The organism is Clostridioides sp. LIBA-7678 (assembly GCF_056716065.1).
On sequence record NZ_CP196987.1, the window covers coordinates 2342074 to 2357762 of the forward strand.

At 30.9% G+C, this 15689-nt stretch carries 12 protein-coding genes and 1 pseudogene; all 13 read right to left on the bottom strand.

Annotated elements, in window-relative coordinates; translation table 11 throughout:
• Positions 1-2: 2 nt before the first annotated feature.
• Positions 3-1373 carry a dihydropyrimidinase gene (hydA, locus tag ACTG46_RS11390; protein ID WP_074178240.1) on the bottom strand — a complete coding sequence of 457 codons (1371 nt, stop codon included), beginning with the start codon at positions 1371-1373 and terminating at the stop codon, positions 3-5.
• Positions 1374-1469: 96 nt separating this feature from the next.
• A complete protein-coding gene (locus ACTG46_RS11395) occupies positions 1470-2657 on the bottom strand; it encodes a YgeY family selenium metabolism-linked hydrolase (protein ID WP_284182022.1) in 1188 nt (395 codons plus the stop codon).
• A 123-nt stretch (positions 2658-2780) separates the two neighbouring features.
• Positions 2781-3995 carry a diaminopropionate ammonia-lyase gene (gene dpaL, locus ACTG46_RS11400; RefSeq protein ID WP_054270550.1) on the bottom strand — a complete coding sequence of 405 codons (1215 nt, stop codon included), beginning with the start codon at positions 3993-3995 and terminating at the stop codon, positions 2781-2783.
• A gap of 358 nt (positions 3996-4353) precedes the next feature.
• Positions 4354-5025 carry a flavodoxin family protein gene (locus tag ACTG46_RS11405; protein ID WP_054270551.1) on the bottom strand — a complete coding sequence of 224 codons (672 nt, stop codon included), beginning with the start codon at positions 5023-5025 and terminating at the stop codon, positions 4354-4356.
• 82 nt (positions 5026-5107) lie between these two features.
• Positions 5108-7324, bottom strand: coding sequence for a xanthine dehydrogenase family protein molybdopterin-binding subunit (locus ACTG46_RS11410; protein ID WP_054270552.1), 2217 nt, complete (start codon positions 7322-7324; stop codon positions 5108-5110).
• A 2-nt stretch (positions 7325-7326) separates the two neighbouring features.
• Complete coding sequence (locus ACTG46_RS11415) at positions 7327-7797, bottom strand: (2Fe-2S)-binding protein (RefSeq protein ID WP_054270553.1); 471 nt, start codon at positions 7795-7797, stop codon at positions 7327-7329.
• Between the two features lie 61 nt (positions 7798-7858).
• Positions 7859-9253, bottom strand: a complete 1395-nt coding sequence (locus ACTG46_RS11420) for an amidohydrolase family protein (protein WP_054270554.1) — start codon at positions 9251-9253, stop codon at positions 7859-7861.
• Between the two features lie 73 nt (positions 9254-9326).
• Positions 9327-10688, bottom strand: coding sequence for a uracil-xanthine permease family protein (locus tag ACTG46_RS11425; protein WP_054276888.1), 1362 nt, complete (start codon positions 10686-10688; stop codon positions 9327-9329).
• Between the two features lie 296 nt (positions 10689-10984).
• On the bottom strand, positions 10985-12307 hold the full coding sequence (locus tag ACTG46_RS11430) for a uracil-xanthine permease family protein (RefSeq protein ID WP_176702529.1): 1323 nt from the start codon (positions 12305-12307) through the stop codon (positions 10985-10987).
• 355 nt (positions 12308-12662) lie between these two features.
• Positions 12663-13703 carry a sigma-54 interaction domain-containing protein gene (locus ACTG46_RS11435; protein WP_054276890.1) on the bottom strand — a complete coding sequence of 347 codons (1041 nt, stop codon included), beginning with the start codon at positions 13701-13703 and terminating at the stop codon, positions 12663-12665.
• Positions 13704-14055: 352 nt separating this feature from the next.
• Entirely contained in the window at positions 14056-14259 is a 204-nt protein-coding gene (locus tag ACTG46_RS11440) for a hypothetical protein (RefSeq protein WP_479922842.1), read from the bottom strand.
• Between the two features lie 3 nt (positions 14260-14262).
• Positions 14263-14307: pseudogene (locus ACTG46_RS11445) on the bottom strand (hypothetical protein); the annotation flags it as partial.
• A 141-nt stretch (positions 14308-14448) separates the two neighbouring features.
• On the bottom strand, positions 14449-15558 hold the full coding sequence (tnpB, locus tag ACTG46_RS11450; RefSeq protein ID WP_479922843.1) for an IS200/IS605 family element RNA-guided endonuclease TnpB: 1110 nt from the start codon (positions 15556-15558) through the stop codon (positions 14449-14451).
• Between the last annotated feature and the right edge of the window lie 131 nt (positions 15559-15689).

The following is a 15689-nucleotide window of genomic DNA, read 5'->3' on the forward strand; positions in this document are numbered from 1 at the left end:
CATTATTTAGTAATTTTTCTTTTAATGTATTGACCCATTGCTTGTTCTTTAATATTACAACTTTGTACTACATGGTTTCCTCTCAAAAACACATCTTCTACTTTACATTTGATATTAAACCCCTCATATGGAGTATAATCTACATTTTGTTTTTGAGTTTGATAGCTAATTGTTTCTTCTTTATCAGTATTCAAAATAACTATATCTGCATCACTTCCTACAGCTATTTCGCCTTTTTTAGGATACATCCCAAATATTTTTGCAGCATTTGTTGAAGTGACTTCTACAAATTTATTTGCACTTATCTTATTTTCTAAAACTCCATATGTATATAAAAGAGATAACCTATGTTCAACACCAGGAGCCCCATTTGGTATCTTACTAAAATCATTAATTCCCAAATCTTTTTGACCCTTAAAATTAAACGAACAATGGTCGGTACCAACTGTTTGTATGTCTCCATTAGCTAAACCTTCCCAAAGGTAACTTATATCTTCTTTTTTTCTTAAAGGAGGAGACATTACATATTTAGCACCCTCAAATTCAGCCTTATCATATAAATCATCTTCTAATAGTAGATACTGTGGACATGTTTCTACTATCATATCTATATTTTTTTCTCTAGCAATTTTCACAGTCTCAAGTGACTCTTTACAACTTAAATGAACTACATAGGATTTTGAATTTGATAATTTAGTTATATCAGCAAGTCTTGAAACAGATTCTTTTTCAACTATATTAGGTCTAGTAAGCGGATGATATTTGGGTTCTAAATTACCATTTTGTATGTTTTCTTCTATCAATACATCTAGTAAATCACCATTTTCACAATGAAATTCAACTATACAACCTAAGTCTTTAGCTTTCTTTAAAACTTTGTATATAGTTCCATCGTCTACTTTCATGCCATCATATGCCATATACATCTTAAAAGATACTATTCCATCTGAAATAAGCTTTTCCATATGAGCAAATGTATCTTTATCCAGACATGTAATTGTCATATGAAATCCATAATCACAATAACAATTTCCACTTGCTTTTTTATGATATGTTTCTACCCCTTGCAACAGATTTTCGCCTTCACTAGCTTCTGCAAAATCTAGTATAGTGGTAGTTCCTCCAGCTATAGCTGCTCTTGTTCCTGTTTCAAAATTGTCAGCAGTAATAATAGAACCTGCATTCATATCAAAATGAGTATGTGTATCTATCCCTCCAGGAATTACAATTCTCCCTGTAGCATCAATAACCTTATCATCATTTATTTCTAGATTATTTCCTATTTCAACTATTTTCTCATCTTCTATCCTTAAATCACTTATATAAGTTTTATCAGAGGTAATTATAGTTCCACCTCTTAGTATTGTTCCCATATATACCTCCTAACTTTTAAGCTTTAAAGTATTATCTAAAGGTGCTATATTAAGCACCTCTAGACTATATTTAAATAATTTATTGTGAACTAAATATTATTTTCCATATACAGATTTTAATATTCCATAGTAGCCTTCTGTTCCTATAAATAATTGTTCTTGCTCAATATATTCATCTATTGTATGAGCAAGATTTTCTTTAGAAGGACCAAATCCTATTGTCTTTATTCCAGCTTCACCTGCATAGTGGCTTCCATTTGTACAGAATGAGTATTGAGTTATTTCTGAATCTATTCCAGCTTCTTTTAATCCTTTATATGCTGCTTGAACAAATTCATCCTCTTCATCATATAACCAACCTGGGAAGAATCTTTCACTTTCTATAGTATTTCCTGTATAACAATCAGCTTTTTCAACTGCATAAGAAACTTTTGCATTTAACTCTGGGTCTTCTTTCATCATTTCATCTAATAATGCTTGTATTGGAGCTAATACTCCTTCTCTTGTTTCACCAACTAATAATCTTCTGTCAAAAGTTGCTTTACAGTAATCTGGCACTACTGAAGCTCCTGGATATGGAGAAGATTTTATATCTGTTAAAACTAGTATTCCATCACCTAAAACTGGATGAGTTGGAGGTACTAATTGTTGTATCTTTTGGATTACATTAGCCATTTTATAAACTGCATTTACACCTTTTTCTGGATTAGCAGAGTGAGCTGGTTTACCAAAAGTTTCTACTACTATTTCTCCTCTACCTCTTTGACCAATCTTTAAGTTTAATTCTGAAGATTCACCTATTACAACATAATCAGGCTCAACAGCTTTACTTATTTCTCTAGCTGAAACTCCTTCAAATATTTCTTCATGAACAACTCCTGCTACGTATAATTCACCTTCAAAATCTTTGTTAGTATCTTTTGCAAAGTATGCAACTGCTGACATCATGGCTGTATATTGACCTTTCATGTCAGAAGTTCCTCTACCATATATTTTCCCGTCTACTATTTTTCCTTCAAAAGGAGGAACGCTCCATTTACTTTCATCTGGAACTGGAACTGTGTCTATATGACCATCAAATAATATTTTCTTACCTGGCTTGTTTCCTTTTATGCATCCTACTATATTTCCATATCTATCTCTTGACCAACTGTCAAAACCTAATTTTGCAAAAGATTCTTCTATTGCTTTTACAACGCCTTCTTCATTTCCAGAAGAACTAGGATTTTGAATTAATTTTTGACATATTTCAGTTACTTCTTGTTTTCTTTGTTCATTTAACATTTCATTATCCCCCTAGATTTTTTATAATGTATGTATTATATGTTATATACTTTCTAAATTTTAGAATTTATATATTTTCTAAATATGTAAATTGCTACTTAATAATGATATTTTAATCATTATTTATATACTTGGATATTCTCCATCCCAAACTATACTTCTGTATTTATCAGGGTCAGTGTCTCCTTCTGTACTTATTAAAAGTATTCTTGAATTTTCATCTAATTTTAAATCTTTTCTTAAGTCTGCTAAATCTTCTCTTTCCATAGCTGCTATTAAAAGACCAGTTGTAACTGCTCCAGATTCTCCAGAGATTACCTTTGCATCTCCATTTAAAGGATTACCTAATGTTCTCATACCTTTAGCAGAAACCCAGTCTGGTGCTGAAACAAATGCTGCAGCATGATTTTTTAATACTTCAAATCCTATAGTATTTGGTTCTCCACAAGCAAGACCAGCCATTATAGTTGGCATATCTCCTCCAACAAATCTTGGTTTTCCATCTCCTGCTTCTGCTGATTTATAGTAACAATCAGCTTCATCAGCTTCTACTACTACTGTTATTGGGCATTCATCGTATATTGAAGCAACATATCCTTGAACTGCTCCAGCAAGTGAACCAACCCCTGCTTGCACAAATACATGTGTTGGTCTATCTACTCCATATTCTTTTAATTGCTCTATCGCTTCTTGAGCCATAGTTCCATATCCTTGCATTATCCATGCTGGAATTTCTTCATATCCATCCCATGCTGTATCTTGAACCATTACTCCGTGGTCATCAGCTTCTGCATAATCATTAGCTAATCTTACTGCATCATCATAGTTTAAGTCTGTTATACTAGCATCTGCTCCTTCTCCTTTAATTTTATTTAATCTAAACTCAGAAGAACCTTTTGGCATTAATACAACAGATTTTTGACCTAATTTATTAGCAGTCCAAGCAACTCCTCTACCATGATTTCCATCTGTAGCTGTAAAGAAAGTTATTTCTCCTAATTTTTCTTTTATTTCATCTGAAGTTAATTTGTCATATCCTAATTCAGATATATCTGTATCTAATCTTTGAGCTAAATATTTACCCATAGAGTAAGAGCCACCTAAAACTTTAAATGCGTTTAATCCAAATCTATAAGATTCATCTTTAACATATACTCCTGCAACTCCTAATTTTTTTGCTAAACCTTCTAGGTTTGCTAATGGAGTTTCTTTATATTGAGGAAAGCTTTTATGAAAATTTCTAACCTTAGTTATTTCTTCTTCATTTAAGAATTTAATACAATTTTCCTTGTCACCTTTTGGCAAATTATTTACTTTCCATTTAATCTCTTTTAACATCTAAAATACCTCCAAATTATTGTTAAATTTTTATACTTTAATATATAAGCAATTAACATGCCAATACTAAATATATGTTGGATATTTTTCTATGACTGCTTAATATAGAAATTGCAATGCTTTTATTGTTTTTTCTTATCTACCTTTAATTCATACAATGTGTGTAGAATTTAATAAATGAAAAACCTTTTCTATCTTCTCACTTTTTAATTCTCATTTTTAAAATTTAAAAATAAATCTTAAAATCCTCTGTTTGTATATTTTTTAATACCTAACTTATAAAATCTAAATTAAAACATAAATAGTGATGTAATAATCTATTACATCACTATTTACATATTCATAATCTAATAAGTTTTTAATGGTCTCTAAGAGGTGATTTTTCATCTTTCTTAACATCTAATTCCTCTTTTACAACATTCCATTTTTCAAGACCAAACTTAGAAACCATAACAGCTTCTGCTGCTCCTTTTCCAAGTCTTTTTATAGTATCCATACCTGTTTCGTCTTCTTGTGCACCTTTTGCTTTTCCATCTTTACTCCATATTGTCCCACCTATATAACAACCACCTAAACCTCCAGATACTAACATTTCATGCATTAGGAAGAAATTTATTATAGGAAGTTTTGTAAGCTCTTGACCACCATATCTAGTTCCACCAGTAGTTATAGCTGCTCCAACTTTATTTTGAAGCTTTCCTGGATGAACTAAATACATAGGACGAAGTCTGTTAAATACTGCTGTAAGTTGAGCAGTTATATTCATATCATATACTGGAGAACCAACTATAATTCCATCTGCTTCTAATATTTTTTGCTCTAATTCTTGTATATCATCTTTTATAATACACATAGTCTCTTTTCTTATACATGCATCACAATGTACACAAGGACTTATTTTTTTCCCTCTAACTGACCAATACTCAGTTTCTATACCAGGTATAGTTTCAGCTTCTTTCAAAGCTTCTAATACTGCATATTCTGTTGCTCCTTTACGTGGACTTCCACAGATACCTAATATCTTTGCCATAACAATATCTCCTCATCAAATAAATCTATTTTTATTATCCATTTACAAATATAATAAATTGTCATTTCTACCTTAACTTCTGTTACTTTAATTTTATTGGTAATGAATGTATTTCTACATTAGTTGCATTGTATACTGCATTTGCAACAGCTGGTGCAACTGGTACAACAGCACATTCTCCAATACTTTTACCACCAAAAGGTCCAGCTTTTTCATAACCATTTACAAATGCAACTTGACACTTTGGCATATCTACAGTTCTAAATAATTTATATGTTTTAAAATCAGTAGCTTTAGGTCTACCTTGCTCATCAAATGCTAACTCTTCACTCAATGCGTAACCTAGACCCATGTGAATTCCACCTTCTAATTGACCTTCTAAGTTTAGAGGATTTATAACTCTACCAACATCATGCACAGCTACAAAATCAACCACTTTGATATCTTTAGTTTCTTTGTCTACTAAAACTTCAGCAAAATGTACACCATATGAAGTAAGTCCTGCAGGAGAAGAATAGTCTTCAACAACAGTTAATTCTCTTAAAGACTTACTTTGACTATATACTGCAACATCAGATAATGATGCTTTGATATTTTCATCAAGTTTACTAATTACATATCCACCATCTAGATATAATTCCTCTTTTGATGTTTCAAGTAATTTTTCTGCTTCTTCTAATATAAGTGTTTTTAATTTCTCTGCTGTTTTTTTAGCTCCTCCACCTTCTACAAATACACCTCTACTTGCATAATCTCCAAGATTGAATGTACATGCATCAGTATCAGTTTCAAATGTTTCAACTTTATCAGGTGTTATTCCTAAAACTTCAGCTACCATCATTGTTTGCATAGTTACAACACCATTACCCATATCATGTGCTCCTGTAAGTAGTGTCAATGTACCATCTTCATTTAATTTAAGAGTCAATGTAACAACATCCCTATGTGCACCAAAAACTCCATTACCATGTGCACCTATTGCCATACCTATACCTCTTAAATATTTTCCTTCTTCTTTTGGAAGATTCTTCTTTTCGTCCCACTTAAACATTTTTTTGCCTTGTTCTATACAATCCAATACTCTAGGATTTCCAAGAGAACCATGGAAAATTATATCAACATCATCTGGTTCTACTGCGTTTTTATTTTGAAAATCAACTAAATCCATTCCTATTTCCTTAGCTATTTTAGCAAATTGAGCCTGTTGAGCCATGAATATCTGAGGTGAACCATAACCTCTCATAGCTCCAGCTATTGGTGTATTTGTATATACAGGCATTCCAGTAAATTTTATATTTGGTATTTTATAAACTTTAAATACTTTATGGCTAAGTGCACCTATAACATTTAAAGCACTTGATGCATATGCTCCTGTATTTGTATATATTTTTATATCTTGTGCTATTACTTCTCCATCTTTATTTACACCAGTTTTTAATTTTACAAAAGACCCATGACGAGTTCTTGTTGATATCATAGATTCTTTTCTTGTAAGAACCATTTTAACTGGTCTTCTAGTCATTTTTGATAATGCTGCTGCTACTGGTTCAATTGTAAGTTCTAATTTTCCACCAAATGAACCTCCAATAGCAGGTCTTATAACTCTTATTTTATTTAGTGACATCCCAAAAATTTGAGATAGTATTATTCTAAATCCAAATGTATTTTGGCAAGGTGTATGTACAGTTAACTTATCATTATAATCATAGTGTGCAATTACACTGTGAGTCTCTATTGCACTATGATGTATTGCTGGAGTAGAGTATTCATCTTCAAATATATAATCACATTCTTTGAATCCTTTTTCTACATCTCCTCCATTTATGTTGTTTTGGGAAACTATATTTGAATCCCCATGTATACATATAGCATTTTCTTTTATTGCATCCTGTATAGTAAATACAGCTGGTAATTCTTCATATTCTACTTTTATAAGCTTTACAGCTTTTTCTGCTATTTCTGGTGTTTCTGCTGCTACTGCTGCAACACGGTCACCAACAAATCTAACTGTATCTGAAAATATAACTTCGTTTTCAGGTATATTATGTTCATAGAATCTCAAAGAACCATTGTATTTTCTTTGTGATGTGTTAAGATGAGTAGCTATAGCTCTAACACCCACTACTTTCTCTGCTTCACTTATATCTATACTTTTTATCTTTGCATGTGCTACAGGACTTAAAAGCATTTTAGCATGAAGCACATTCTGTGGTTTCATATCAGCCACATATTTCATTTGACCAGTAACTTTTAAAGCTGCATCTTTTAGAGGGTATGATTTTCCTATTACCTTTTCCATAACTATCTACCCCCTAATCTAGCTGCAGATAATTTTACAGCTTCTATAATTTTCACATATCCTGTACATCTACAGAGATTTTCTTTAAAAGCCTCTCTAATCTCATCTTCATTAGGAGATGTATTTCTATTTAAAAGAGCTTGTGTAGTTATAATCATACCAGGAGTACAATACCCACATTGTACAGCTCCAACCTCTATAAAAGCTTCTTGTATTGGATGAAGATTTTCCCCATTAGCAAAACTTTCTATAGTGTATATAACTTTACCTTCGCAGTTTCTTGCAAGAAGTTTACAAGATTTTACGTCAACTCCATCTATCAAAACTTTACATGCTCCACAACTGCCACTATTACAACCTTGTTTCGCTCCAGTTAGATTTAATTTTTCACGAAGTACATGCAAAAGAGTTTCATTATTTTCAATTTCTATTTCATACATGTAATCATTAATATTTAATTTTATTTTTTCCATTTTCTCCTCCTACAGATAAACTAATGTTGTAATAGAATATTATTACAATCTTATTTTAATATTAGTATAAGCTATTCCACTTATGCCCTTCCATTCTATTAGTTACATTAGCTCTCTTACATAATTCTTCTGCTGCATGTTGTGCATTCAATAATACTTGTTCTTCACTTTCGATTGTAGTTACTTTTCCATTTTCAAGTATTACATTTCCATCAACTAGAACACTTTCTACATTATGCATGCTAGCTGAGTATACCAAAGTTGATACAGGATTGTGAAGAGGTATTGATTTTGGAGAAAGCATTGAGTTAAATATTACTAAGTCAGCTTTTTTTCCAATCTCCAAAGAACCTATTTCATCTTCCATTCTAAGAGTTCTTGCTCCCTCTATTGTAGCCATTTCAAGAACTTTTTCTGCAGAAATTGCAAGAGGGTCACAATTATTCACTTTGTGTTGTAAAGCTGTTAGTTTCATAAGCTCTACCATATCTTGTGCATTATTACTTGCTGCACCATCAAGACCTAAACTTACATTTATTCCTTGTTTTAACATTTCTGGAACAGGTGCAACTCCAGAGGCAAGATACATATTACTTGCAACATTATGAGAAACTTTTATATCATACTTTTTAAGCATTTCCATGTCTTCATCAGTTATGCATACACAATGTACTGCTACAACTTCTGGACCTACTATACCCCATTTTTCAAGTAATTTTATATCTATTTCTCCATGTATATCTTTTGTTGCTGTTCTTGCAAATTCTGTTTCAGATATATGAACTGTAAAATATGAGTCATATTCTTTAACTATATTCCAAAGCATTTTACCCATTTCTTCAGATATAGCCCACATTGAAGAAGGTGCTACACAAATTTTTATTCTTCCATTTTCTGAGTTATGATATTTTTCAAATACCCTTCTTAAATCCTTTTCAACCGTTTCCACATCTTCTATAAGCTCTTTATGAATACCTAAGTCTATACAGCCTCTACCTACAACGCCTCTTATTCCTAAATCTTTATACGCTTTTACTATTCCATCTGTAAGTCCAGGTCTATTGTGTGTATGCATGTAATCAACCATTGTAGTTATACCACTTTTTAAACCTTCCATACATCCAAGCATTGCAGCATCATAAGTATCTTGCTCTGTTAAGAATTTTGCTGACGGAAACATCATTGTATTTAGCCACTCATGAAGTGCCATATCATCACCTAGACCTTTTAATAATACTTGGAATAAATGATTATGAGTATTTATAAAGCCAGGGAATATAACTTTTCCATTAGCATCTATAACCTTTTTAGCATCCAGATACTTAGGCTCAATATCAGCTGTGTTTCCCATATCTAAAATTCTATCACCTTGAATAGCTATTGCTCCATCAAATATGACTTCTCTATCTTTATTAACTGTAACAACTATTGCATTTTTTATTAGTATATCAATCATCTTAAATCCCCCTTATTAATACTTTTATTACAACATTTTATCATATGGCTTTCTCATATCATATCTAATACATTTATCCAATATTTTCCTCAAGGTTTGAAGTAACGTTTTCAGACTTTTTATTTGATTTTAATTTAAATAATGTCTGAAGTAATATAGCTATTATTGCTCCAGAAACTATACTTGACCCTCCAAGGACAGTTCCAATTGTTGCTGGGAATTGGTCTAAAACTTGTGGTGCAGTTGTAAGACCCATACTTGTTGCTATAGATACTCCTGCTATAAGATTGTTTTCTTCAGTAAATCCATCCATACTCATAATAGAGAAACCAGACATTGCTATTGATGAGAATACTACTAAAGTTGCTCCACCAACAACACAAGATGGTATAGTTGTCATTATTGCACCTAATGCTGGAGATATTCCTGCTAGTAATAATACAAGTGCACCAAGTGCTATTACAAATCTACTTGTAACTTTATTCATAGATACGATTACTGTGTTTTGGCTGAATACTCCAGTTGGAAGAGCTGCAAATAATGATGAAATTATAGAAGTTATAGAATTTCCTAAAACAACTGATGATAACTCTTCGTCAGTTACCTCTCTATCCATTGCACCTATTGTAGCTATTGTACATGCACCCATCATATCAGCTATACCTATTATGTAAATAATAGTAAACATTACTATTAACTCTGGTCTAAACTCTAATCCAAAAGCTGCTGGTGTTGGTAAAGATACTATGGCTGCTCCTTGAACTGCTGAAAAATCAACTAATCCTAAAACTAAAGATATAGCATAACCTACTAATATTCCTATCAATATTGAAGAATTTTTTACTAGACCCTTACCATATTTATTTATCATTATTATTACAAAAGCAACTATAACTCCCACTATAAAGTTTATTGGGCTTCCAAATGTTTCTGCCCCTTCTCCACCTGCTAAATTCTTTATAGCTGTTGCAAATAATCCAAGTCCCATACATGCTATTATAGTTCCAGAAACTATTGAAGTGAATATATGTCTAATTTTCTTAACTCCAAATCCTACAAAGAATACGATTACCCCAGCAGCAATCTGTGCTCCAAATAGAGCTGCTAAACCATCCTTAGCTGCTACTGAAAGACATGCTCCTAAAAATACATAACTCATTCCCATCATTACAGGTAATCTTGAACCTAACTTAAATCCTTTAAATAAAGGTATTGGATATAATTGTAAAAACGTTGCCAAACCTGCCGCTAACATAGAGCCTTGAATCAGCATTGTCGCTTGCCCCTGGTTAAGTCCTACCACGTTTGCTATTAATATCGCTGGTACCATATTTCCTACTATCATTGCTAACAGATGTTGTAAAGCTAAAGGTATTGATTCCTTTAGTGGTGGTATCCCATCGACATCATATTTTGAAGTATTACGTGTTTTCATAAAATAAATCCTCCCATACATAAATATCTTGACTAAATATTTTTATAATTATTTTCTATAAATATTTTTATGACCATGAATTTATTGCTCAACCGATAAACACAGCTAAACTGAGCTATTTTTATAAAAAATTAACAAATTTTCTAATATACCCTCCCCGATTTTCTTTTTGAATAAATATTAATTGTCTGATATACATTTCTTTGATAAATTTTTTATTAAAATGAATAGCTATCAAAAATAATCTAACAACCTCATAATAAATAATTTAAACAACCCTTTCAAATTATTATATCTTAATTGGCTTCTTCCATAACAGCTCTTTCTTTAGCCTCATCCTCTAGACTTTTATTTGGTATTATTAGATTTAAAATGAATGCAACCAATGTTGCGATTACTATTGGAGATTCTCCAAATACTAATTTTACAAATGAAGGAAATGCCTCTTGGGCTGCTGGGACTGATGTTATTCCCATGCCTAAAGCAATTGCCAAACCAACAATGGTAATATTTCTTGATGACAACTCTTCTGTAATAATTAACTTTATACCTGTCATTGTTATCATACTAAATATAGATATTGTAGCTCCTCCCAAAACTGAATATGGTATAGTAGTCATTAATGCACCAAATTTAGGTACAAACCCCGACAATAACATAAATATACCAGCTATTCCAAGCACAAATCTACTTATTACTTTGTTCATAGCTACCATCCCCACGTTTTGGCTGTATGATGATGGTGGCAAACCTCCAAACAAAGCTCCTATCATAGTACAAATTCCACTTCCTACTACTCCACTTGATAATTCTTTATCTGTAATATCCCTGTCCATACCTCCCATTGTAGTAGCTGATAAATCTCCAATTGCTTGAACAGCATTGATTATACTTACAATTACTACTGATATTACTACAGGTATATCAAATTCCAATCCAAACTCAAGTGGTTTAGGTACTGCAAACCAAGCTGCTTCTCTAATAGGGTCAAAATTTATTATGCCCAAAACTAAAGATACACAATATCCAACTATAATTCCCAAAAATATTGCTGCCAATTTTGCATACCCTTTTGCAAATTGACTAAGACCTATAACTACCACTAGTGTTATAGCTGCTACTGCCCAATTTTGCATAGAGCCATAAGTAGGGCTATTTACACCACCTGCCATATAATTTATTGCTATAGGATATAAAGATAATCCAATTGTAAACACTACTGTTCCTGCAACTATATTAGGAAAAAATCTTCTTATCTTTTTTATAAATAATCCTATTAATACTGTAGCAACTCCCCCTATTAGTTGTGCCCCCAAAATGCTTGCTAATCCGTAATTTCCTCCAACTGCTACAAGTGTTGGTACGTAAGTAAATCCAACTCCAAAAATTATAGGCAATCTTGAACCAATATTTCCTATTGGATATAGTTGTATAAGTGTCGATATGCCAGCTATTATTAATGCATATTGGACTAAAAGCGTTATTTGTGTAGGGCTAACACCCACAGCTCCTCCTACGACTATAGGTACTGTAACAGTTCCAACTATCATTGCTAATATATGTTGCATTGATAGTGGCAGACACTTTAAAATTGGTGGCCTTCCATCAATATCAAACATAGAGACACTCTTTTGATATTTACTCAAGGTTATCACTCCCAACTATTTTTTAATGACAGTTATTATTATCTCATACAACATCCTTTCTTTTTTTATTTTGTCATCTCAATTTACTATGAAGCAATTATAATGCCAATTTTTTAACAGAATTGTTTTACACATATAAATTTTATTATATTTGTTAGTATTTGATAATTTGATAAAGCATTTATTTTTTTTAATTCTTTTAAATTTTTTTTATTTTTGGATAATAAAATACTATTACACAAAAAAACACTTGGAAAATTATTTTCCAAGTGTTTTTTATCAATTTTATAATTTCAATTTTTAGAATTGAGAATTAAAAAGTTAATTATTATACATCTATTTTTCTGTATAAAGTAGCTAATGATATTCCAAGTTTTTTAGCAGCTAACTTTTTAGACTTAGTATCATTACCATAAAACTTCAACACTTTCTTTATATATGCTCTTTCAAACTCTTCAAGCGTAAGTATCTCTTGTTCCATACTTATCTCATAGTCATTTTCCTCAAGTAGTTTTATATTTATATTGTTTCGCTTAAAATATTCAATTATCTTTCTATTTATTATACCTTTGTGTATTATGCCATCTTCTTCAAGGAGATTTAAGGCTAATTCTATAGTGTTTTCCAACTCTCTAATATTCCCTGGCCAAGGATATTTAAGCAACATTTGCTCTACATCTGGTTCTATATGGTATACATTTTTCTTCATCTTTCTGGAATATTTATCTATAAAATTGTTTATTAATATTTGTATATCATCTCCTCTTTCTCTAAGTGGAGGTACTTCTAAAGGTATTACATTTAATCTATAGTATAAGTCTTCTCTAAATTTATTTTCTTTAACCAATTCAAATAAGTCTCTATTAGTAGCCGATATGATTCTAACATCTATATCAATCAGTTCGTTTGAGCCTATTCTCGTAAACTTCTTTTCCTGTAATACTCTCAATAACTTCGATTGTAGTTGAATTGGCATGTCTCCTATCTCATCTAAAAATACGACTCCTCCATTGGCCAATTCAAATTTACCAATCTTACCTTTTGAATCTGCTCCACTAAAAGCTCCTTTTGTATATCCAAAAAGTTCACTTTCCAGTAGAGGTTCTGGTATAGCAGCACAGTTTATAGCAACGAATGTTTTATTCCCTCTATTTCCTGCGAGATGAATGGCCCTTGCTATTAACTCTTTTCCAGTACCACTTTCTCCAGTTATAGCTACAGTAGAATCGCTATTTCCAATTTTGCGAATTCTATTTTTTAGAGCACACATTACATCAGAATCTCCAATTATAGAGTCTACTGTTGTTGTCCCCCAAATATTGTATACTTCCATTCCACCATACATTACTGAATCACTGTGTTTGTCCATAAAATATCAACTCCAAATAAGTATTCTATATAATAATCCTTCAAATTATCTATTTAATTATATCATAACAGAAAAGTTTAGTTATAATTTAATAATATTTTATTTTTCAAGTTAAGATTAATAAAAAGTATATCTACCAAATCTCAAATTAGTAGATATACTTTCTTAATCTTACACGCATCTTATATTAAACAAGCAATTGCGATGCCACACTTTACATATAAATGCTTTTCAAAATTTTAAATTTAAGATTTTTATAAATTTTTTTCTATACATCAGAAATTTTTCTATACATATAGAGTTATATTTACCCTTTTTTAAAGTATTTTTATTATTTTTATAATTCTTATTTCTAAAATTTATAATTAAAAATTATTTTTTTCAAATCATCTTTTGTGTTTTTCACATCATCTAATCTCACAGTTTTTGCTTCTATAAATTTACCTTTAAATGATTCTGATAATTTCCAAGAACTATAATTTTTATCCTTTTGAATACAAGGATATAACAATATGCATCTTTTTGCATTTTCATAGGTTGTTATGTATGCATACATCTGATATATATCACTTGACCTATAAAAAACATTTGAATCTACTTCAATAGCTTTCCATTTTGTCTGAACCTCCCATGACTAAAGTCACAGGGTTCCTGTTTCATAGAATTTTGCATACTAAAATATGTCTTACAAATTCTCCACAGGCTATCCCCGTAGTTCCTACGGTTCTTACATAAGTTATCTATTTTAAACTGTTATTAGTCTTAATCCTTCTTTTAGTATATTTATACTCGCATTTATGTCTCTATCGTGAGTTACATTACAACAAGGACAAATCCATTCTCTTATACTTAAATTCTTCACTTCCTCGTTTTTGTACCCACATTTATTGCATATTTGTGAACTTGCAAAGAATCTACCTACCTTTACAATTTGTCTACCATACCAATTAGCCTTATATTCTAATTGACGAATAAATTCTGACCATGACACATCAGAAATTAATCGAGATAGTTTACTATTTCTAGCCATATTCTTTACTTGTAAATCCTCTATGCAAATAATATCATTCTCTCGTATTAATTTAGTAGATAGTTTTTGTAGAAAATCCTTCCTTTGATTAGCTATATGTTCTTGAAGTCTTGCAACTTTTAATCTTGCTTTATTTCTATTTAAACTACCAATTGTTTTTCTCGATAGTTCTCTTTGTAATTTGGCAAGTTTGTTTAATGACTTTAGAAGATACTTAGGATTTTCTATAAATTGTCCACAACTTGAGATACAAAATTCTTTAATTCCTAAATCTAAGCCTATCTGATTATTAGTATTTTCAAATGCTTCAATATCTATATCAGTACAACATAATGATACATAATATTTACCACTTGGTTCTTTGGATATAGTAGCATTAAGTATTCTCCCTTGAGGTACTTGTTTATCCCTTACTTTAACCATACCAAGTTTAGGTAATTTTATATATTGACTATAGTACATAATATTTCCATTTGTAAAGTTAGTTCTATATGAAAATCTATTAGTTTTCTTTGATTTAAATTTAGGAAATCCTGCATTTTCTTTAAAGAATTTTTTATATGCGTTTTCTAAATCTTTTAAGGTGTTTTGTAGTGAAAATTTATCAGGTTCTTTAAGCCACTCTAATTCTTTTTTTAAATTGGTCAAATCAGAACTGCACTGTTTATAAGTAAAAGTTTCTTTATTATTTTCATAAACTTCTATTTTTTTAGCAAGATACTTATTATATACAAATCTACAACATCCAAAAGTTTTGTTAATTAACTCTTGCTGTTTTTTATTTGGATACATTCTAAATTTATAAGCTTTTTCCACTACTATCACCTCACTTTACTTGTTTTTTATGATTATGTTAATACTAGATGTCCATATTTTACACACCATACTATATGGTATTTTACTAAATATACATATCCAAGTCACTTCCATTTTTCATTATCCACTCTAATATTAAC

Excerpts from the sequence above, each read along its gene's own strand:
- ACTG46_RS11405 (WP_054270551.1), bottom strand. The coding sequence starts at position 5,025 with ATGGCAAAGATATTAGGTATCTGTGGAAGTCCACGTAAAGGAGCAACA.
- hydA (WP_074178240.1), bottom strand. The coding sequence starts at position 1,373 with ATGGGAACAATACTAAGAGGTGGAACTATAATTACCTCTGATAAAACT.
- dpaL (WP_054270550.1), bottom strand. The coding sequence starts at position 3,995 with ATGTTAAAAGAGATTAAATGGAAAGTAAATAATTTGCCAAAAGGTGAC.
- ACTG46_RS11430 (WP_176702529.1), bottom strand. The coding sequence starts at position 12,307 with ATGTTTGATATTGATGGAAGGCCACCAATTTTAAAGTGTCTGCCACTA.
- ACTG46_RS11415 (WP_054270553.1), bottom strand. The coding sequence starts at position 7,797 with ATGGAAAAAATAAAATTAAATATTAATGATTACATGTATGAAATAGAA.
- ACTG46_RS11420 (WP_054270554.1), bottom strand. The coding sequence starts at position 9,253 with ATGATTGATATACTAATAAAAAATGCAATAGTTGTTACAGTTAATAAA.
- ACTG46_RS11395 (WP_284182022.1), bottom strand. The coding sequence starts at position 2,657 with ATGTTAAATGAACAAAGAAAACAAGAAGTAACTGAAATATGTCAAAAA.
- ACTG46_RS11440 (WP_479922842.1), bottom strand. The coding sequence starts at position 14,259 with ATGTATGCATACATAACAACCTATGAAAATGCAAAAAGATGCATATTG.
- ACTG46_RS11410 (WP_054270552.1), bottom strand. The coding sequence starts at position 7,324 with ATGGAAAAGGTAATAGGAAAATCATACCCTCTAAAAGATGCAGCTTTA.
- ACTG46_RS11425 (WP_054276888.1), bottom strand. The coding sequence starts at position 10,688 with ATGAAAACACGTAATACTTCAAAATATGATGTCGATGGGATACCACCA.
- ACTG46_RS11435 (WP_054276890.1), bottom strand. The coding sequence starts at position 13,703 with ATGGACAAACACAGTGATTCAGTAATGTATGGTGGAATGGAAGTATAC.